A 19,312-nucleotide genomic window follows, 5' to 3' on the forward strand; every position below is an offset into this window, starting at 1 on the left:
TGCAGGAGCGCTTGATAGCGAACGACCACGCAACCAGTCGGTAAGGGCGCCCCTCGGCACTTCATGGGCAGACAAGACATTTCCTTTCCCGAAATTCTCGACGTCGCGGCGCTCCGGGCGAAATGCGACTTCATCGCTTCGGCCCATGCCGAACAGCGCGACCCGATGCGCCAGGCGCTTCTGGCCGCCTTCAAGCAGGCAAATGTCGCCGGCCGGGCGAAGGCCCGCGAGCTGTTTTACGCCGATGGCGCCGGCATTCTCTGCGCTGAGCGCATTTCCTGGCTGCAGGACCAGCTGATCACGGTGCTGCACGATTTCGTTCTGAACGAGATCTTCGATGCCGCCAATGCACCGCCGGCCTCGCGGATCGCGGTGACCGCGGTCGGCGGCTATGGCCGCGGCACGCTGGCGCCGGGCTCGGACATCGACCTTCTGTTCCTGCTGCCGGTCAAGAAGGCCGTCTGGGCGGAGCCGGCGATCGAGTTCATGCTCTATATCCTGTGGGATCTGGGCTTCAAGGTCGGCCACGCCACCCGCACGATCGACGAGTGCATCCGGCTGTCGCGCGCCGACATGACGATCCGCACGGCCATCCTCGAAACGCGCTACATCTGCGGCTCGGAGACCTTGTGCGCCGAGCTGGAAACGCGCTTCGATCATGAGATCGTGCGCAACACCGGGCCGGATTTCATCGCCGCCAAGCTGGCCGAGCGCGACGAACGCCACCGCAAGGCGGGCGACACGCGCTATCTCGTCGAACCCAACGTCAAGGAAGGCAAGGGCGGGCTTCGCGACCTGCACACGCTGTTCTGGATCGCCAAATATTTCTACCGGCTGAAGGACACCGCCGACCTCGTCAAGCTCGGGGTACTGTCGCGGCAGGAATACCAGCTCTTCCAGAAGGCCGAAGACTTCCTCTGGGCGGTGCGCTGCCACATGCATTTCTTGACCGGAAAGGCGGAGGAGCGGCTCTCCTTCGACATCCAGCGCGAAATCGCCGAGGCGCTCGGTTACCATGACCACCCTGGTCTTTCGGCCGTCGAACGCTTCATGAAGCACTTCTTCCTGGTGGCAAAGGACGTCGGCGATCTCACCCGCATCTTCTGCGCCGCACTCGAAGACCAGCAGGCGAAGGACGCGCCCGGTATTTCCGGCCTGATCGGCCGCTTCACCCATCGCAGCCGCAAGATCGCAGGCACGCTCGATTTCGTCGACGACGGCGGCCGCATTGCGCTGGCAAGCCCCGACGTCTTCAAGCGCGACCCGGTCAACCTTTTGCGCTTCTTCCACATCGCCGATATCAACGGGCTCGAATTCCACCCGGCGGCCCTTCGCCAGGTGACCCGGTCGCTCGGTCTGATCAAGCCGGCGCTGCGCGAAAACGAGGAGGCAAACCGCCTCTTCCTGTCGATCCTGACCTCGCGCCGCAAACCGGAACTGATCCTCAGGCGCATGAACGAGGCGGGCGTGCTCGGCCGATTCATACCGGATTTCGGCAAGATCGTCTCGATGATGCAGTTCAACATGTATCATCACTACACGGTCGACGAGCACCTGCTGCGCACCGTCGACGTGCTCTCGCGCATCGAGGGCGGCATCGAGGAGGAGGCGCATCCGCTGGTCGCCAAGCTGATGCCGGGGATCGAGGAGCGCGAGGCGCTCTATGTCGCGGTACTGCTGCATGACATCGCCAAGGGCCGGCCGGAGGATCATTCGACCGCCGGCGCCAAGGTGGCGCGCAAGCTCTGCCCGCGCTTCGGCCTGTCGCCGAAGCAGACGGAACTCGTCGCCTGGCTGATCGAGGAACATCTGTTGATGTCGATGGTCGCCCAGACCCGCGACTTGAACGACCGCAAGACGATCGTCGATTTTGCCGAGCGGGTGCAGTCGCTCGACCGGCTGAAGATGCTGCTTGTCCTGACCGTCTGCGACATTCGTGCTGTTGGTCCCGGCGTCTGGAACGGCTGGAAGGGGCAGCTGCTGCGCACGCTCTACTACGAGACCGAGCTGTTGCTGTCGGGCGGCTTCTCCGAACTGTCGCGCAAGGAACGCGCAGCGCACGCCGCCGTCATGCTCGGCGATGCCTTGACGGACTGGACCGAAAAGGAGCGCGACGACTATGTGCGCCTGCACTACCAGCCCTATCTCCTGACGGTGGCGCTGGAAGACCAGGTGCGCCACGCGCGCTTCATCCGCGAGGCGGACGCGGCCGGCAAGGCGCTGGCGACCATGGTGCGCACCCATCAGTTCCACGCGATCACCGAAATCACCGTGCTGTCGCCGGACCATCCGCGGCTGCTGACGGTGATCGCCGGTGCCTGTGCTGCGGCCGGCGCCAACATCGTCGACGCGCAGATCTTCACGACCTCGGACGGCCGCGCGCTCGACACCATCCTCGTCAACCGCGAGTTCGCCGTCGACGAGGACGAGATGCGCCGGGCGGCCAGCATCGGCAAGCTGATCGAGGACGTGCTTTCCGGCCGCAAGCGGCTGCCGGAAGTCATCGCCAGCCGGACCAAGGTGAAGAAGCGCACCAAGGCGTTTACGGTGACGCCGGAGGTGACGATCAGCAACACGCTGTCGAACAAGTTCACGGTCATCGAAGTCGAGGGCCTCGACCGCCCGGGCCTCTTGTCCGAGATCACCGCGGTGCTTTCCGATCTCTCGCTCGACATTGCCTCGGCACACATCACCACCTTCGGCGAGAAGGTGATCGACACCTTCTACGTCACCGACCTCGTCGGCCAGAAGGTGACGAGCGAAAACCGTCAGATGAACATTGCCGCCCGGCTCAAGGCCGTCATGGCCGGCGAGGGTGACGAAGCCCGCGACCGCATGCCGTCGGGCATCATCGCGCCGCCACCGGGCGTCTCCTCTCAAAGAACGACAAAAGCCGAAACATGAGTCTGGTCAAGAAATTTGCAACCGTCGGCGGCGCGACGCTCGGAAGCCGGCTCTTCGGTTTCATCCGCGAAACCTTCATGGCGGCAGCGCTCGGCACCGGCCCGGTCGCCGATGCCTTCAACACCGCCTTCCGCCTGCCCAACACCTTCCGGCGCCTCTTTGCCGAGGGCGCCTTCAACTCCGCCTTCGTGCCGCTCTTTGCCAAGGAGATCGAGGCGAACGGCATGGAGGGCGCGCGGCGCTTTTCCGAGGAAGTGTTCGGGGTTCTCTTTACCGTCCTGCTCTTCCTGACGATCGCCATGGAACTGACGATGCCCTTCATCGTCAGCAACCTGATTGCACCCGGCTTTGCCGACGATCCGGAAAAGCTCGGCAGCACCATCGTCTTTGCGGCGATCATGTTCCCCTATCTCGCCTGCATGTCGCTGGCGGCGATGATGGCGGGCATGCTGAATTCGCTGCACCGCTATTTCGCCGCGGCGATCGCGCCGGTGTTTCTCAACTTCATCCTGATCGGCGTGCTCGGCTATGCCTGGTATGCGGGCCAGGATCCGATCGCGGTCGGCTACGGGCTTTCCTGGGGCGTCATGGCTGCCGGTCTGGTCCAACTTGCGATCGTCTGGATCGCGGTGCGGGACGCCGGCATCAAGATCGGCCTGCGCCGGCCGAAGATGACGGCCAACGTCAAGCGCCTCTTGGTGCTGGCGCTTCCGGCGGCGATCACCGGCGGCATCACCCAGATCAACCTCCTGATCAACACCAACATCGCCTCGGCCCAGGAAGGTGCGGTGTCGTCGCTGGTCTATGCCGACCGCATCTACCAGCTTCCGCTCGGCGTCGTCGGCATTGCGGTCGCGACCGTGCTTCTGCCGGAACTGGCCCGCGCTCTGCGTTCGGGCAACGGCAACGAGGCGTCGAACCTGCAGAACCGATCCGTCGAGTTCACGCTGTTCCTGACGCTGCCGGCAGCCGCGGCCCTGCTCGTCATGTCCGAACCGATCGTCCGGCTGCTCTTCGAGCGCGGCAAGTTCTCGGCCGACTCGACCGTTATCGTCGGCCATATCCTGGCGATCTACGGCCTCGGCCTGCCGGCTTTCGTCCTGATCAAGGCCTTCATCCCCGGCTTCTTTGCGCGCGAGGATACGCGCACGCCGATGATCTTCGCCGCGATTTCCGTCGTCGTGAACGTCTCGTTGGCGCTCACCCTGTTTCCGCGTCTCGGCGCGAGCGGTATCGCCACCGCCGAGATCGTCGCCGGCTGGGTCAATGCCGTGCTGCTCTTCGCCACGCTTGTCTGGCGCGGCCATTGGGGCAGGGACATTCCGCTTCTGACCCGCATCCCGCGTCTCGTCATCGCCGCGGCGGGCATGGCGGCGGCACTCTACTTCGCCATCGATTGGTTCGCCTTCGAACTCTCGTCTGCCGCTTCCCTTCTGACGCGCGCGACGACGCTTTGCGGTCTGGTCGCCGCTGCCATGGTGATCTACTTCGCATTGGCCTTCGGGCTCGGCGGCGCCAGCCTCGGCATGATCCGTCGCAACCTCAAACGCGGCGCGAAGGCGCCGGCCGAGCCCGCCGCAGCACAGGAGACCGGCGACTGATGCGGCAGACGATTGCACGCGTTGCGTTGCTGGTGCCGGACTACGATGCCGGCATCGCCTTCTATTGCGGCAAGCTCGGCTTCGACCTCGTGGAAGACACCGTTCTCGACACCACCACGCGCTGGGTCGTCGTCCGTCCCAAGGGGGCGGTCGAAACGGCGCTGCTGCTCGCCGAGGCCGACGGCGAGCGCCAGCAGGCGGCGATCGGCAACCAGACCGGCGGCCGGGTCGGCTTCTTCCTGTTCACCGACGATTTTGCCCGTGACCATGCGGCGATGCGGGCCGCAGGCGTCGCCTTTCTGGAGGCGCCGCGCCACGAGCCCTACGGCACGGTCGCCGTCTTCAGCGACCCGTTCGGCAACCATTGGGATCTGCTGCAACCGGCCGGGTGAACGCACCGTTCTCGACCCCTTGATTGCCGTTGCCGCGACGTGCATAAGCCATGCCGTTAGCTACATGGGCCAGCCGGCCCTGGGGCCCTCCACCAGCCTATTGAGGACATCATGAACGAATTCAAGCCGCTCGTATTTTCCGGCGTTCAGCCGACGGGCAATCTCCACCTCGGCAACTATCTCGGCGCGATCCGCAAGTTCGTGGCGCTGCAGGAAAACAACGACTGCATCTACTGCGTCGTCGACCTGCACTCGATCACGGCCCAGCTCGTGCACGAGGACCTGAAGGGGCAGATCCGCTCGATCGCCGCCGCCTTCATCGCTTCGGGCATCGATCCGAAAGAGCATATCGTCTTTAACCAGTCGGCTGTGCCGCAGCACGCGGAACTCGCCTGGATCTTCAATTGTGTCGCCCGTGTCGGCTGGATGAACCGCATGACGCAGTTCAAGGACAAGGCCGGCAAGGACCGCGAGAACGCCTCGCTCGGTCTGCTTGCCTATCCGAGCCTGATGGCGGCCGACATCCTCGTCTATCGCGCCACCCACGTTCCCGTCGGCGACGACCAGAAGCAGCATCTCGAACTGACGCGCGACATCGCCCAGAAGTTCAACATCGACTTCATGGAGCATATCCGCAGCGCCGGCTACGGGGTCGACATGGTCGTCGGCGAAGAGCCGATCCATGCCTATTTCCCTCCGGTGGAGCCGCTGATCGGTGGTGCGACGCCGCGCGTCATGTCGCTGAGAGACGGCACCAAGAAGATGTCGAAGTCGGATCCTTCCGATCTTTCGCGCGTCAATCTGATGGACGATGCCGAAACGATCTCGAAGAAGATCCGCAAGGCCAAGACCGATCCGGACGCGCTTCCAAGCGAAGTGGATGGCCTGAAGGGACGCCCGGAAGCGGACAATCTCGTCGGCATCTATGCCGCGCTGTCGGACAAGACCAAGGAGCAGGTTCTGGCCGAATTCGGCGGGCAGCAGTTCTCGGTCTTCAAGCCGGCGCTCGTCGACCTCGCGGTCGAGGTTCTCGCACCGATCACGGCCGAGATGCGCCGCCTGATGGGCGACACCGCACACATCGACGCGATCCTGCGCGATGGCGGCGAGCGGGCGCGCGCGCGGGCCGAAAAGACGATGCGCGAAGTGCGCGAGATCATCGGCTTCCTGCAGTAATTGCGGTGAATTCGGGTCTCCCTGGCCCGAATTCTTAGCCCTGATCCGTCCTTGCCAGTCGGAGCGGGACGCGTGGAGAAAATTCCGCGTCCAGCTCCAAAAGGCCAAAATCAGACCTTGCGGCGGCTCGCCCGGGATGTATTGTTCACCCTATGGTCTCGACCCGACTCTCTCGACTTGAAGGTCACCGTCGCAAATTCATGGCGGTGATAGACGATACCCCGGAATGCGGGCGCGCCGTGCACTATGCGGGCATGCGCGCCAAGAACTCCAATGGCGGCCTCGTCCTGCTCTATGTGATCGCCGACGGCGACTTCCAGCAATGGTTGGGGGTTGAGGAAATCATGCGCGCGGAGGCGCGCGAGGAGGCCGAGGCGACGCTCGCCAAGGTGTCCCAGTCGGTCCGCGAGCGGATCGGCATCGAACCCGAGGTCGTCATTCGCGAGGGCACGGCCACGGAGCAGATCCATGCGGCGATCGAAGAGGATCGCGACATCGCCATTCTGGTTCTCGCAGCCGGCTCGGCGAAGGAAGGCCCCGGTCCGCTGGTGTCGTCCATTGCCGGCAAGGCGGCGGCCTTTCCGATCCCCGTCACGGTCATCCCCGATGCCCTGACGGACGAGGAGATCGACGCGCTCAGCTGACCTGCGTCGCTATGTGCTCTTGCGAGCAGAGGGCCATGCCCCTATATTCTTTTGAATTATTCTAAAAAGCTGGGCGGATGCCGATCCCGGCGAAACGGAGACAGACATGTTCATTCAGACCGAAGCCACGCCGAACCCGGCGACGCTGAAGTTTTTGCCGGGCAAGGTCGTCCTGGAAAACGGCACGGCCGAGTTCCGCGACGAAGAAGAAGCACGCGCCGGCTCGCCGCTCGCGGCACGGCTGTTTTCGATCCCCGGCGTCACCGGCGTCTATTTCGGCTACGATTTCATCACCGTCAGCAAGGAAGGCCAGGAATGGCAGCACCTGAAGCCGGCGATCCTCGGCTCGATCATGGAACACTTCATGTCGGGCCAGGCGATCATGGCTGGCAGCGGCCGCGCCGAGCAGACCGACGAGGAGGACGAGTTCTTCGACGAGGGTGACGAGACGATCGTCGCCACGATCAAGGAACTCTTGGAAACCCGTGTGCGCCCGGCCGTCGCTCAGGATGGCGGCGACATCACCTTCCGTGGCTTCAAGGACGGCACCGTTTTCCTCAACATGAAGGGCGCCTGCTCCGGTTGCCCGTCGTCCACCGCGACGCTGAAGCATGGCGTGCAGAACCTGCTGCGCCACTTCGTCCCCGAGGTGGAAGCGGTCGAAGCCGTCTGAGTTCGGACGCCACCACCGGCGTCTCGCGTAGCGTAGAGAATTGGCCGCAAAGCCCTCTCGGCTTTGCGGCTTGTGGCGTCTTAAGAAGATCACAGCGTTGAAATGATTGTACTTGCGCTCGACACGTCCGGTTCCGGCTGCTCCGTTGCCGTCTATGACAGCGAAACGGAAGCCGTGCTCGGGCGTTCCGGGGCCGATCTCGGCAAGGGACATGCCGAGCGGCTGATGGAATTCGTCGACGAGGCTCTGGCTGCGGCCGGCCGATCGCTCGACGATATCGACCGCATCGCCGTCACCGTCGGTCCGGGATCCTTCACCGGCATTCGCGTCGGCGTGGCGACTGCTCGCGGCTTGGCGCTGGCGCTCGGCAAACCGGCGGTCGGCGTCTCGACGCTTGCGGTGCTGGCCGAGAGCAGCCGGGCAGCATCGTCCGGCAAGGCCGTTCTCGTGGCCATCGATGCCAAACGGGACGAAGTCTACCTCCAGGCCTTCGACGCGACGGGTGCCGCCGCAACCGAGCCCGAAGCGTTTTCTGTCGAGGCCGCGCGCGGACGCTACGCGGATTTCGACGGCGTCGTCGGCGGTTCCGGCGCGCATCTCGTTGCCCCGGACATCCCATCCAAATCTCCCGAACTTATCGATATCGCCGCCGTCGCCAGACTTGGTGCCGCTGCCGATCCAGCCTCGGCCAAGCCGCGTCCGCTATATCTCAGAGGCCCAGACGCCAAGCCGCAGGCGGGCTTCGCGATTGCCCGAGCATAGACCGAGATGAGCTTTACCGACTATTTCACCCGCCGCACCGAGTTCGACATCTTCCCCCTGGAGGAAGCGGACCTGATTGCCGCGGCGGCGCTGCACCGCCAGCGTTTCGCGTCCCCGTGGAGCGACGGTGAAATTCATGCGCTTCTCCTCCAGGAGACGGTGTTCGGCTTTGTCGCCCGGCAGACCAACGGCAGTTTCCGTCCGGCCTTCGGCGGCTTCGTCCTCTCGCGTGCCGTTGCCGGCGAGGCGGAAATCCTGACGATCGGCGTCGAGCCGCGTTATGCGCGCTCCGGTCTCGGCTGGCGGCTGATGCAGGCGGCCATGCGCGAAGCGCTGGTCAAGGGCTCCGAGGCCCTGTTCCTCGAAGTGGACGAGACCAATCAGCCGGCGATCGGGCTTTACCGTAAGCTCGGCTTCAACAAGGTCGGCGAACGCCGCGCCTATTACCAGGACAAGGCCGGCCAGCGGACCGCCGCGCTTGTCATGCGCCTCGATCTTCGCTAGTCCCGAACGCGGATAGGACAGGATGAGGAAGGCGTAGGCGATCTTCCGCCCGCACCCCGCTTTCCCCTATTCAAGCAGCTCACGATGATCTTGCGTCGGTTCGGCTCGAGATCATCGCGATTCCAAGGTCTCGCGCAGGACACTTTTCCCGGATGGTCAATTGGCTACGGATTGCGATCTTCGCGGCGCTTCTGGCGCTGGTTTCGCTCGTGCTGATGCCGATCCAGGTCGTCTGCCTCTGGCTTGATCTGAAACCCCGGCGCTACCTGCCACGATATTGGCATCGTCTTGCCTGCTACCTTCTCGGCATCAAGGTGCGGGTCCATGGCATGGCGGACCGCCGCCGACCGTTGCTGATCTGCGCCAACCACGCCTCCTGGAAAGACATCCTGGTCCTCTCGTCCGTCGCGGATGTGGCTTTCGTCGCCAAGTCCGAGGTGAAGGGCTGGCCGGTCTTCGGCGTGCTCGCCCGGCTGCAGGCGTCGATCTTCGTCGAGCGCGAGCAGAAGCGCTCGACCGGCAAGCAGGTGAGCGAAATCGGCCAGCGCATGGCGGCAGGCGAAATCGTCGTTCTGTTTCCTGAGGGAACGACCTCGGACGGCAACCGCCTGCTGGAGATCAAGACATCGCTGTTCGGCGCTGCCGCTTCCGCGGTGCCGCATTCGCCGACGGGCCTCGTGCATGTGCAGCCGGTCGCGATCTCCTATACCGGCATTCACGGCATGCCGATGGGCCGCTTCAACCGGCCGATCGCGGCCTGGCCCGGCGACACCGAACTGGTGCCGCATCTGCTCGGCATCCTGCGCGAGGGAGCGATCGAGGTCGACGTCGATTTCGGCGAGGCGATCGACTACGACCGGCACACCAATCGCAAGGAAGTGAGCCGCAAGATCGAGCAGAGCATCCGCAGCATGCTGACGGACCGGTTGCGCGGGCGCGCCTGATACGTCCCGGGCAAGGGTGCCCGTGCCGAAAATACTTCAACTTCGGAGCGCTTTGCACTAAGTAAGCCGCCATGACCCAGGAAACAGCCCTTCTGTCGACACCGCCCGCCATGGGCGACGAGCGCGCGCCGGCCCGCAAGGTCTTCGTCAAGACCTACGGCTGTCAGATGAACGTCTATGATTCCGACCGCATGTCGGATGCCCTGTCGCGCGATGGCTATGTCTCGACGGACGTACTGGAAGATGCCGACTTCGTCCTCCTCAACACCTGTCATATCCGCGAAAAGGCGGCGGAGAAGGTCTATTCCGAGCTCGGCCGCCTGCGTGACCTGAAGAAGGCGAAAGCCGCCGAAGGCCGCGAGATGGTGATCGGCGTTGCCGGCTGCGTCGCGCAGGCCGAAGGTGACGAGATTCTCCGGCGCGCGCCGGCCGTCGATCTGGTGATCGGCCCGACGACCTATCACCGTTTGCCGGAAGCATTGAAGCGCGCCCGCAGCGGCGAGCGTGTCGTGCAGACGGACTATGCCGTCGAGGATAAGTTCGAGCACTTGCCGGCGCCGGACAAGGCGAAGACCCGCATGCGCGGCGTCACAGCCTTCCTGACGGTGCAGGAAGGCTGCGACAAGTTCTGCACCTTCTGTGTCGTTCCCTACACGCGCGGCTCGGAGGTTTCGCGTCCCGTTGCCCAGATCGTCTCGGAGGCGGAAAAGCTCGTCGAGGGCGGCGTGCGCGAGATCACCCTGCTCGGCCAGAACGTCAACGCCTGGCACGGCGTCGGGCCTGATGGCCGCGAGTGGGGTCTTGGCGACCTGCTTTCGCGTCTCGGCGAGATCGAGGGGCTTGCCCGGCTGCGCTACACGACGAGCCACCCGCGCGACATGGACGACAGCCTGATCGAGGCGCACCGCTCGATGGCAAAGCTGATGCCTTACCTGCACCTGCCGGTGCAGTCTGGCTCCGACCGCATCCTGAAGGCGATGAACCGCAGGCACACGGCCGCCGAATATCTGGCGCTGATCGCCCGCATCCGCGCGGTCCAGCCGGACCTCGCTTTGTCGGGCGATTTCATCGTCGGCTTCCCCGGCGAGACCGACGAGGACTTCGAGGACACGATGCGCCTCGTCGAAGCCGTGGGTTATGCACAGGCATTTTCGTTCAAGTATTCGACGCGCCCCGGCACGCCCGGTGCTGAGCTCGGCGACCAGGTTCCCGAGGACGTGAAGGCCAAGCGCTTGGAAAAATTGCAGGCTTTGCTGTTTTCGCAGCAGCGCGCCTTTGCCGAGTCCTGCGTCGGTCGCGAAATCGACCTGCTTTTGGAGAAGGCAGGGCGCATGCCCGGCCAGCTCGTCGGGCGTTCTCCGTGGCTGCAGCCGGTGAATGTTGATGCAAAAGCATCGCAAATCGGTGACATTATCAAGGTGCGAATCATCAAGGCCGGGCCGAACAGCCTGTTTGCAGAGATGATCGGGTAAGGACCGAAAACAAGGAGCCTGAACCGCTTGAACGGACACGAATTGATCTCTTCATCCACGCGCCAGTCGAAAACCTCTGCGACAGACGCCAATCACTTCGTGCTGACCTTCGAGAACAATCGGTTCGCCAGCGAGCTCTTCGGCCAGTTCGACCAGAACCTGAAGCTTCTCGAAGAGCGCCTGCGCATCGACGCCCGGCCGCGCGGCAATTCCGTCGCGATCTCCGGTGACGTCGTCGCCACCAACCAGGCGCGCCGTGCCCTCGATTATCTCTATGGACGGTTGCAGGGCGGCGCTTCGATCGATACCTCTGATGTCGAGGGCGCGATCCGCATGGCGGTTGCCGCCGACGATCAGCTACAATTGCCGACCATGGAGCGTAAAGCCAAATTGACGATGGCGCAGATTTCGACGCGCAAGAAGACGATCGCAGCGCGCACGCCGACGCAGGATGCCTATATCCGCGCGCTCGAGCGGTCCGAGCTCGTCTTCGGCGTGGGCCCCGCCGGCACCGGCAAGACCTACCTCGCCGTCGCCCATGCGGCACAGCTTCTCGAACGGGGCGCCGTCGATCGTATCGTGCTGTCGCGTCCTGCCGTCGAGGCCGGCGAGCGCCTGGGCTTCCTGCCGGGCGACATGAAGGAGAAGGTCGACCCCTATCTCCGGCCGCTCTACGACGCGCTCTATGATATGATGCCGGGCGACAAGGTCGAACGCGCGATTACCGCCGGCGTCATCGAAATCGCGCCGCTCGCCTTCATGCGCGGCCGCACGCTTGCCAATGCCGCCGTCATCCTCGACGAGGCGCAGAACACGACGTCGATGCAGATGAAGATGTTTCTGACCCGTCTCGGCGAAAACGGCCGGATGATCGTTACCGGTGATCCGAGCCAGGTGGACTTGCCGCGCGGCGTCAAGTCGGGCCTCGTCGAAGCGCTGCAGATCCTCAGAGGCGTCGAAGGCGTTTCGGTCGTGCGCTTCAAGGACGTAGACGTCGTGCGTCATCCGATGGTGGCGCGCATCGTCAAGGCCTACGAATCCCACACGGCCGTGCACGACGAAAGCGAGCAGGGCGACCGCTAGTAGCGGTCGCTGCGATCATGACGGCATTGGATATCCAGATCAGCGTGGAAGAGGGCAACTGGCCGGACGAAGCGGCATTGCTCGCTTTCTCGTCGCCGGTGCTCGAGGCAGCGGCAGCCTTTCTCGCAACCGAAGAGAAGCAGCCGCTGCCGAAAAATCCGCCGGAAGTCTCCCTCGTCTTTACCGACGACGCGTCCATGCGGGCGATCAACGCCGAGTGGCGCAATCAGGACAAGCCGACCAACGTTTTGTCCTTCCCGGCCTTCCCGGTGACGCCCGGCGCCATGCCGGGTCCGATGCTGGGCGACATCATCGTCGCGCGGGAGACGCTCGAGCGCGAGGCGATAGAGCTCGACAAGTCCTTCGATGCGCATCTGACGCATCTTCTCGTGCATGGATTCCTGCATCTTTTCGGTTATGATCATATGGACGATGATGAAGCCGAAAGAATGGAAGGCCTGGAGACTCGCATTTTGGCGCGTCTTGGCTTATCTGACCCCTACGGGGATCGTACCCCGGATTAACAGTTTGGACCGATGAGCGATTACAAAACACAGCCCGTCGCGCTGGCGACCGAGGAGGCCGATGCCTCCGGAGAGGCGGAGGCGGGCAGTAGTAGCACCGCCACTCGACACGAGGGCACGAAATCCACTTCTTCCTTCTGGAGCCGGGCCGCGCGCCTGCTGCGCGGCGCAAGTCCGTCGAGCCTGCGCGAGGATCTTGCTGATGCGCTTCAGACCGATGCCGACAACAATACGGTTTTTTCGCCCGGCGAACGGGCGATGCTCAACAACATCCTGCGCTTCCGCGAGGTCCGGGTCGAGGACGTCATGGTCCCGCGCGCCGACATCGAGGCGGTCGACCAGAGCATCACCATCGGGGAACTGATGGTGATCTTCGAGGAGTCCGGCCGCTCGCGCATGCCGGTTTACAGCGACGGGCTCGACGACCCTCGCGGCATGGTCCACATTCGCGATCTGCTCTCTTACGTCACCAAGCAGGCCCGCAACCGCCGCCGCAACGGCAAGGCGCAAGCCCAGGCATCGACGACGGCTGCCTCCTCCGAAAAGGCGCCGCGCTCGCCCAAGGCAAGCTTCGACCTTGCGCGCGTCGATCTTGGCAAGTCGCTGGAGGAGGCGGGCATCGTGCGCCAGCTCCTCTTCGTGCCGCCCTCGATGCTGGCGTCGGACCTGATGCAGCGCATGCAGGCCGCCCGCATCCAGATGGCGCTCGTCATCGACGAGTATGGCGGAACCGATGGTCTCGTCTCGCTTGAAGACATCGTCGAGATGGTCGTCGGCGACATCGAGGATGAGCACGACGACGACGAAGTGATGTTCGCGCGCACGTCCGACGATGTGTTCATCGCCGACGCGCGCGTCGAGCTGGAAGAGATTGCCGCGGCGATCGGCCGCGATTTCGACGTGCGCGAACAGCTCGAGGACGTCGACACCCTTGGCGGTCTTATCTTCGCCTCGCTTGGCCGCATTCCCGTGCGCGGCGAAGTCGTCCAGGCCATTCCGGGTTTCGAGTTCCAGATCCTCGACGCCGATCCCCGCCGCGTGAAGCGTGTTCGCATCATGCGCAAGCGCCCGCCGGCCCGCCGCCGCGTCCTGCGGCCGGAGGGCGAGACCGCTTCGGAAACCGGTCCGGTCAATCTCACCAACGGTGCTGCCGCCTCCGAGGCAGCGGCGCGCGAGCACTGATCGTCCGGGGCCCGCGCGTCTTGATGCGCGCGGGCAATCCCTTTCCATCCATCCGCGATGTCTCGCGAGCCTGTGGCGCAGGCACTGTTCCCGGGCCGGAACTCCTTGCCCTGGCTCCCAATCCAGCCCCGAAAGGGGACAAACAGCCGGTTTTTTGGAAGACTGGCGCCGATTGATTCGGGTGTTGTTTCGCTCCTTCGCCGTGGCAGGCGGCGGGATCGACTGGAGGCTGCATGGTAAGACTGGCTGGCAGGGTGATGCTTCTTTCCGGGTTTTCCCGGGCTTTGCTCGCTTTCTTCGCGGGGCTTGTCGCGGTTCTGGCGCAGCCGCCCTTCGGCATCTTCGCCTTTGCATTCGTCGCTTTCCCGATCCTCGTCTGGCTGCTCGACGGTGCGACCGGAAACCCGGAGGGTGGCGTCGTCAGGCGGCTCTGGCCGGCGGCGGTCGTCGGCTGGTGGTTCGGTTTCGGTTACTTCCTCGGCGGTCTCTGGTGGCTCGGCAACGCGCTGCTCGTCGAGGCGGATGAGTTTGCCTGGGCGCTGCCCCTTGCCGTCGTCGGCCTGCCGGCCTTTCTCGCGCTTTTCTATGCGCTCGCGACGCTGATCGCCCGCCTGTTTTGGTCCGACGGCGTCGGGCGCATCGCCGCCCTCGCCTTGGGGTTCGGCCTTTGCGAATGGCTGCGCAGCTTCCTCTTCACCGGTTTTCCCTGGAATGCCATCGGCTATGCGGCCATGCCGATGCCGCTGATGATGCAGTCGGCAAGCGTCGTCAATCTTTCGACCATCAACATGCTCGCCGTCTTCGTCTTTGCCGCTCCTGCCTTGATCGCGACGGGCAGGGGAAGCCGGATTGGCCTGGCGGTCGCGGTCCTGCTTTTTGCCGCCCATGTCGGCTTCGGCTTCTACCGCCTGGCGCAACCGGCGCCGGCATTGCCCGAGCCGCCGCTCACCGTGCGCCTCGTCCAGCCGGTGATCGATCAGGCAAAGAAGCTCGACGATGGCGAGCGTGCTGCGGTATTCGAGGAGCACCTTGCCCTGACCGCCGTCGCGCCTGAGAAAGATGGCAAGCGGCCGGATATCGTCGTCTGGCCGGAGACGTCGATCCCTTTCATCCTCACCGACAATCCGGACGCTCTGGCGCGCATCGCCGAGGTGCTCGACGACGACCAGGTGCTGATCGCCGGTGCGGTGCGCGTGGAGGATGCCGGCGCCGGTCTGCCGCCCCGCTACTACAACTCGATTTACCTCATCGACGGCCGCGGCCAGATCATCGGCGCTGCCGACAAGGTGCATCTGGTGCCCTTCGGCGAATATCTTCCTTTCGAGGATCTGCTGTCCTCCTGGGGGCTGAGTTCGGTCGCCGCTTCGATGCCCGGCGGCTTTTCCGCGGCCAAGAGCCGTTCGCTGCTGACATTGCCCGGCGGCCGCACGCTCTATCCGCTCGTTTGTTACGAGGCGATCTTCCCGGACGAGATCGATGGGGCCGCACGCCGGGCCGACGTGCTTCTCAACATCACCAACGACGCTTGGTTCGGCGATACGCCAGGCCCGCGCCAGCATTTCCACCAGGCACAATTGCGTGCAGTTGAAACCGGTACCCCCCTTGTCCGCGCGGCCAACAGCGGTATATCAGCGATTGTTGATGCACGTGGGGTTTTAATGGTAGGATTATCCTACAATTATAGGGGAGTGGTCGACACACTTCTGCCGGGAAGGATGCCTACCCCGTTGGACGACGCTATGCGAAGCCGCGTTTTCTGGCTGGGTGCGATCTTCCTCCTTCTGGTTGCAGTGTTTTCGCGTGTTGGTTTTAATATTAGGAAGAATTGACCTAAAACCCCTAAAATTGCATAGTGGTCCGCACCATCGTCCTTGTTGTGGTGACCTTGTTCCATCACCGTGGCGTTCGCTTCGGTGAACGAAGGTCTCATGCCGGGCGGTGGATAAACGAAACAGCGTGTTTGGGAACGCAGATATGATCGAAAACAAGAAGAAGCCGAACCCGATCGACATTCATGTCGGAAGTCGGATTCGTCTTCGCCGTACGATGCTTGGCATGAGCCAGGAGAAGCTCGGCGAAAGTCTGGGGATCACCTTCCAGCAGATCCAGAAGTACGAGAAGGGCACGAACCGCGTCGGCGCCAGCCGGTTGCAGAACATTTCAGGCATCCTGAACGTTCCGGTTTCCTTCTTCTTCGAGGATGCCCCGGGCGAAAACGCTGCCGGCCAGCCCGGCATGGCAGAAGCTTCCAGCTCGAACTACGTCGTCGATTTCCTGTCGTCCTCCGAGGGGCTGCAGCTCAACCGCGCTTTCGTCAAGATCACCGACCCGAAGGTTCGCCGCCGGCTCGTCGATCTCGTCAAGGCACTCGCTGCGGAAGCAGAAAGCGAATAGTTCCAACGTTCCCCGTCGGGACTTGAAAACAAAGCGGCCATTTGTGCCGCTTTTTTCTTGCGCGGCTTTCCCCTGGCGCATCAAAGTGATTGGCTGCAATGGCGACATAAAGATATATTTATGTCGTTGTGTGCTTGTTTTTCGGTCGCAAAACCACTAACACCGTGCCAGCGCTTTTTCTTCATTGAGGGGACTTCCCGCATGCGTGCAAACTACCTGTTCACGAGTGAATCCGTAGCCGAAGGTCATCCGGACAAGGTGTGTGACCGTATCTCCGACGAGATCGTGGATCTGGTCTACCGCGAAGCGGCCAAGACCGGCGTCGATCCTTGGGGCGTGCGTATCGCCTGCGAGACGCTGGCGACCACCAACCGCGTCGTGATTGCCGGCGAAGTGCGCCTGCCGCCGAGCCTTCTGAAGAAGGACAAGGACGGCAACGACGTCATCAACCCCTCGAAGTTCAAGTCCGCCGCCCGCAAGGCGATCCGCGAGATCGGCTATGAGCAGGACGGCTTCCACTGGAAGACCGCGAAGATCGACGTGCTCCTGCACTTCCAGTCCGCCCACATCGCCCAGGGCGTCGACAGCGCCGCCGACAAGCAGGGCGAAGAAGGTGCCGGCGACCAGGGCATCATGTTCGGTTACGCCTGCCGCGAGACCGCCGAACTCATGCCGGCGCCGATCTACTACTCGCACCGCATCCTCAACCTGCTCGCCGCCGCCCGCAAGAAGGGCGAAGGCGAAGTCGCCAAGCTCGGCCCGGATGCCAAGAGCCAGGTCACCGTACGCTACGTCGACGGCAAGCCGACGGAAGTCACCTCGATCGTTCTGTCGACGCAGCACCTCGATGACACCTGGGATTCGGCCAAGGTTCGCGCTGTTGTTGAGCCCTATATCCGCGAAGCCCTCGACGATCTGAAGATCGCCGACGATTGCACCTGGTACATCAACCCGACCGGCAAGTTCGTCATCGGCGGCCCGGACGGCGACGCCGGCCTCACCGGCCGCAAGATCATCGTCGACACCTACGGCGGTGCCGCACCGCATGGCGGCGGCGCCTTCTCGGGCAAGGACACGACCAAGGTCGACCGTTCGGCTGCCTATGCCGCTCGCTACCTGGCAAAGAACGTCGTTGCGGCCGGTCTGTCCGACCGTTGCACGATCCAGCTCTCCTACGCCATCGGCGTCGCGCAGCCGCTGTCGATCTATGTCGACCTGCACGGCACCGGCAAGGTTTCGGAAGACCAGGTCGAACACGCGATCCGTCAGACGATGGACCTGTCGCCGACCGGCATCCGCCGTCATCTCGATCTCAACAAGCCGATCTATGCCAAGACGTCCGCCTATGGCCATTTCGGCCGCAAGGCTGGCCGCGACGGTTCCTTCTCCTGGGAGAAGCTCGACCTGGTGAAGCCGCTGAAGGCTGCGATCGAGCAGAGCGGCGCCGTCAACGGCCGCGCCGCCGCCTAACAGGCGATGGGGCGCGGCGTCACGCCGCGCATTGAAGATAGCGCAACGGCCTGCTATCAGGCGTTTGCGAACATCAGGGCGGGCGCTCCGGCAAGGAGCGCCCGCTTCGTTCATTTTGATTTTGGGTTGGTCTGATCCGGGATCAGTGTGACCAAGGGAAAGACGACATGACCGAACCGCGCCGCGCCAGAGCAACCGAGGCCTTCTTCGGCCGCCGCAAGGGCAAGCCGCTGCGCGAACGGCAGGCGGCGCATCTGGAGGCCGTGCTGCCGACGCTGAAGCTCGACCTTTCGAGCGCGGCTCCGGCTGACCTGAAGTCGATGTACCCGCAAGGCGTGGACCGCATGCGCCTCGAAATCGGCTTCGGCGGTGGCGAACACCTGATCCACCGTGCTGCCGAAACGCCGTCGACGGGTTTCATCGGCGTCGAGCCCTTCGTCAATTCCATGGCCAAGCTCGTCGGCCACATCGAGGAGCGCGGCGTCAGCAACATCAGGCTCTACGACGACGACGCCACCCAGGTGCTCGACTGGCTGCCGGCCGCGTCGATCGACCAGATCGACCTGCTCTATCCGGACCCGTGGCCGAAGCGCAAACACTGGAAGCGCCGCTTTGTCTCCAAGGTCAATCTCGACCGCTTCGCGCGCGTGCTGAAGCCCGGCGGCCTGTTCTGCTTCGCCTCGGATATCGATACCTACGTCAACTGGACCCTTCTGCACTGCCGCGATCACGCAGCCTTCGAGTGGACGGCAGAGACGGCGTCCGATTGGCTGACGCCTTACGAGGGATGGCCGAGCACGCGCTACGAGGCCAAGGCACGCCGAGAAGGGCGCAGTTCCGCCTACCTCACCTTCCGGCGCGTCTAAAGCAATTCCAGGAAAAGTGCGAAGCGGTTTTCCGTCCGGAATTGCGGACTGGAAGCTCAATTCCAGGAAAAGTGCGAAGCGGTTTTCCGTCCGGAATTGCGGACTGGAAGCTCAATTCCAGGAAAAGTGCGAAGCGGTTTTCCGTCCGGAATTGCGGACTGGAAGCTCAATTCCAGGAAAAGTGCGAAGCGGTTTTCCGTCCGGAATTGCGGACTGGAAGCTCAATTCCAGGAAAAGTGCGAAGCGGTTTTCCGTCCGGAATTGCGGACTGGAAGCTCAATTCCAGGAAAAGTGCGAAGCGGTTTTCCGTCCGGAATTGCGGGCGCTGAAAGATCGATTCCGGGAAAAGTGCGAGGCGGTTTTCCGCTCGGGCTTGCGTCGCTCACGCGAGCGACGGCTTCCAGTGAAGCATCATGGTGCCGCCATCAGCGATGGCAGCCCGATCAGTGCAGGGTGACCGTCTTCAGATCGTCCTCTGCTGCCTTGAAGAAGGTGCTGGAGCGATTGTCCGTCAGGAGGATCGGTGTGCCGTCGGCGCCGAACAGCGCCCAGAGATCGATACCCGGTCCCATCTCCGGTGCTTCCGGGAAGCAGCGCGAGACTTCTTCCGAGCGCATTTTCCGGATGTAGCCGACTTCGCCCTCGCCCAGATGCGCAAGGTCGTTCTTCGACAGTGACGAGCTGATGTCTTTCAGTCCCATGGTGACACTCCGTGGTCGCC

Annotated in this window: 18 protein-coding genes; 17 read left to right on the plus strand and 1 reads right to left on the minus strand. The window is 63.5% G+C overall.

The annotated features are described in order from the left end of the window. Positions 1-63 precede the first annotated feature (63 nt). The 17 genes from C1A35_RS01810 to trmB all read left to right on the plus strand — a co-directional run bounded on the left by C1A35_RS01810 (position 64) and on the right by trmB (position 18,591). The gene (locus C1A35_RS01810; RefSeq protein WP_104662651.1) at positions 64-2,904 is read left to right on the plus strand and encodes a [protein-PII] uridylyltransferase; all 2,841 of its coding nucleotides are present in this window, start codon (positions 64-66) and stop codon (positions 2,902-2,904) included. Then, positions 2,901-4,505 (plus strand): murein biosynthesis integral membrane protein MurJ, encoded by a 1,605-nt coding sequence (gene murJ / locus C1A35_RS01815; protein WP_104662652.1) that lies wholly within the window; start codon positions 2,901-2,903, stop codon positions 4,503-4,505. Before C1A35_RS01810 ends, murJ begins: the two co-directional genes overlap by 4 nt. After that, a complete protein-coding gene (locus tag C1A35_RS01820; protein ID WP_104662653.1) occupies positions 4,505-4,897 on the plus strand; it encodes a VOC family protein in 393 nt (130 codons plus the stop codon). The genes murJ and C1A35_RS01820 overlap by 1 nt, the downstream gene beginning before the upstream one ends. A 111-nt stretch (positions 4,898-5,008) precedes the next feature. Then, positions 5,009-6,073 (plus strand): tryptophan--tRNA ligase, encoded by a 1,065-nt coding sequence (trpS, locus tag C1A35_RS01825; protein ID WP_104662654.1) that lies wholly within the window; start codon positions 5,009-5,011, stop codon positions 6,071-6,073. A 152-nt stretch (positions 6,074-6,225) separates the two neighbouring features. Beyond that, positions 6,226-6,717, plus strand: coding sequence for a universal stress protein (locus C1A35_RS01830; protein WP_034797413.1), 492 nt, complete (start codon positions 6,226-6,228; stop codon positions 6,715-6,717). 106 nt (positions 6,718-6,823) lie between these two features. After that, positions 6,824-7,390 carry a NifU family protein gene (locus C1A35_RS01835; RefSeq protein ID WP_104662655.1) on the plus strand — a complete coding sequence of 189 codons (567 nt, stop codon included), beginning with the start codon at positions 6,824-6,826 and terminating at the stop codon, positions 7,388-7,390. 102 nt (positions 7,391-7,492) lie between these two features. Next, positions 7,493-8,152: a tRNA (adenosine(37)-N6)-threonylcarbamoyltransferase complex dimerization subunit type 1 TsaB gene (gene tsaB, locus C1A35_RS01840; RefSeq protein ID WP_104662656.1), complete on the plus strand. Its 660-nt coding sequence runs from the start codon at positions 7,493-7,495 to the stop codon at positions 8,150-8,152. Positions 8,153-8,158: 6 nt separating this feature from the next. Then, complete coding sequence (locus C1A35_RS01845; RefSeq protein ID WP_104662657.1) at positions 8,159-8,656, plus strand: GNAT family N-acetyltransferase; 498 nt, start codon at positions 8,159-8,161, stop codon at positions 8,654-8,656. Positions 8,657-8,808: 152 nt separating this feature from the next. Continuing rightward, entirely contained in the window at positions 8,809-9,600 is a 792-nt protein-coding gene (locus C1A35_RS01850) for a lysophospholipid acyltransferase family protein (RefSeq protein ID WP_104662658.1), read from the plus strand. A 71-nt stretch (positions 9,601-9,671) separates the two neighbouring features. Continuing rightward, the gene (miaB, locus tag C1A35_RS01855) at positions 9,672-11,072 is read left to right on the plus strand and encodes a tRNA (N6-isopentenyl adenosine(37)-C2)-methylthiotransferase MiaB (protein WP_104662659.1); all 1,401 of its coding nucleotides are present in this window, start codon (positions 9,672-9,674) and stop codon (positions 11,070-11,072) included. A 27-nt stretch (positions 11,073-11,099) separates the two neighbouring features. Further along, entirely contained in the window at positions 11,100-12,155 is a 1,056-nt protein-coding gene (locus tag C1A35_RS01860; protein WP_104662660.1) for a PhoH family protein, read from the plus strand. 17 nt (positions 12,156-12,172) lie between these two features. Further along, on the plus strand, positions 12,173-12,679 hold the full coding sequence (ybeY, locus tag C1A35_RS01865) for an rRNA maturation RNase YbeY (protein WP_104662661.1): 507 nt from the start codon (positions 12,173-12,175) through the stop codon (positions 12,677-12,679). A 12-nt stretch (positions 12,680-12,691) separates the two neighbouring features. Beyond that, positions 12,692-13,861: a hemolysin family protein gene (locus C1A35_RS01870; protein WP_104662662.1), complete on the plus strand. Its 1,170-nt coding sequence runs from the start codon at positions 12,692-12,694 to the stop codon at positions 13,859-13,861. A 233-nt stretch (positions 13,862-14,094) separates the two neighbouring features. Then, complete coding sequence (lnt, locus tag C1A35_RS01875; protein ID WP_104662663.1) at positions 14,095-15,690, plus strand: apolipoprotein N-acyltransferase; 1,596 nt, start codon at positions 14,095-14,097, stop codon at positions 15,688-15,690. 145 nt (positions 15,691-15,835) lie between these two features. Next, entirely contained in the window at positions 15,836-16,255 is a 420-nt protein-coding gene (locus tag C1A35_RS01880) for a helix-turn-helix domain-containing protein (RefSeq protein WP_104662664.1), read from the plus strand. A gap of 201 nt (positions 16,256-16,456) precedes the next feature. After that, a complete protein-coding gene (gene metK / locus C1A35_RS01885; RefSeq protein ID WP_104662665.1) occupies positions 16,457-17,725 on the plus strand; it encodes a methionine adenosyltransferase in 1,269 nt (422 codons plus the stop codon). A 167-nt stretch (positions 17,726-17,892) separates the two neighbouring features. Continuing rightward, on the plus strand, positions 17,893-18,591 hold the full coding sequence (gene trmB, locus C1A35_RS01890) for a tRNA (guanine(46)-N(7))-methyltransferase TrmB (RefSeq protein ID WP_104662666.1): 699 nt from the start codon (positions 17,893-17,895) through the stop codon (positions 18,589-18,591). A gap of 443 nt (positions 18,592-19,034) precedes the next feature. Here trmB and C1A35_RS01895 read toward each other — a convergent pair whose 3' ends face one another. Continuing rightward, positions 19,035-19,292: a DUF1150 family protein gene (locus C1A35_RS01895; protein WP_077962565.1), complete on the minus strand. Its 258-nt coding sequence runs from the start codon at positions 19,290-19,292 to the stop codon at positions 19,035-19,037. Positions 19,293-19,312: the final 20 nt, after the last annotated feature.

The sequence above is a fragment of the Ensifer adhaerens genome (assembly GCF_002940685.1).
GTDB classification, from domain to species: Bacteria; Pseudomonadota; Alphaproteobacteria; order Rhizobiales; family Rhizobiaceae; genus Ensifer; species Ensifer adhaerens_E.

What these genes read in the sequence shown, in the direction of transcription:
- C1A35_RS01810 (WP_104662651.1), top strand. Translation starts at nt 64, where the DNA reads ATGGGCAGACAAGACATTTCCTTTCCCGAAATTCTCGACGTCGCGGCG.
- murJ (WP_104662652.1), top strand. Translation starts at nt 2,901, where the DNA reads ATGAGTCTGGTCAAGAAATTTGCAACCGTCGGCGGCGCGACGCTCGGA.
- C1A35_RS01820 (WP_104662653.1), top strand. Translation starts at nt 4,505, where the DNA reads ATGCGGCAGACGATTGCACGCGTTGCGTTGCTGGTGCCGGACTACGAT.
- trpS (WP_104662654.1), top strand. Translation starts at nt 5,009, where the DNA reads ATGAACGAATTCAAGCCGCTCGTATTTTCCGGCGTTCAGCCGACGGGC.
- C1A35_RS01830 (WP_034797413.1), top strand. Translation starts at nt 6,226, where the DNA reads ATGGTCTCGACCCGACTCTCTCGACTTGAAGGTCACCGTCGCAAATTC.
- C1A35_RS01835 (WP_104662655.1), top strand. Translation starts at nt 6,824, where the DNA reads ATGTTCATTCAGACCGAAGCCACGCCGAACCCGGCGACGCTGAAGTTT.
- tsaB (WP_104662656.1), top strand. Translation starts at nt 7,493, where the DNA reads ATGATTGTACTTGCGCTCGACACGTCCGGTTCCGGCTGCTCCGTTGCC.
- C1A35_RS01845 (WP_104662657.1), top strand. Translation starts at nt 8,159, where the DNA reads ATGAGCTTTACCGACTATTTCACCCGCCGCACCGAGTTCGACATCTTC.
- C1A35_RS01850 (WP_104662658.1), top strand. Translation starts at nt 8,809, where the DNA reads ATGGTCAATTGGCTACGGATTGCGATCTTCGCGGCGCTTCTGGCGCTG.
- miaB (WP_104662659.1), top strand. Translation starts at nt 9,672, where the DNA reads ATGACCCAGGAAACAGCCCTTCTGTCGACACCGCCCGCCATGGGCGAC.
- ybeY (WP_104662661.1), top strand. Translation starts at nt 12,173, where the DNA reads ATGACGGCATTGGATATCCAGATCAGCGTGGAAGAGGGCAACTGGCCG.
- C1A35_RS01870 (WP_104662662.1), top strand. Translation starts at nt 12,692, where the DNA reads ATGAGCGATTACAAAACACAGCCCGTCGCGCTGGCGACCGAGGAGGCC.
- lnt (WP_104662663.1), top strand. Translation starts at nt 14,095, where the DNA reads ATGGTAAGACTGGCTGGCAGGGTGATGCTTCTTTCCGGGTTTTCCCGG.
- C1A35_RS01880 (WP_104662664.1), top strand. Translation starts at nt 15,836, where the DNA reads ATGATCGAAAACAAGAAGAAGCCGAACCCGATCGACATTCATGTCGGA.
- metK (WP_104662665.1), top strand. Translation starts at nt 16,457, where the DNA reads ATGCGTGCAAACTACCTGTTCACGAGTGAATCCGTAGCCGAAGGTCAT.
- trmB (WP_104662666.1), top strand. Translation starts at nt 17,893, where the DNA reads ATGACCGAACCGCGCCGCGCCAGAGCAACCGAGGCCTTCTTCGGCCGC.
- C1A35_RS01895 (WP_077962565.1), bottom strand. Translation starts at nt 19,292, where the DNA reads ATGGGACTGAAAGACATCAGCTCGTCACTGTCGAAGAACGACCTTGCG.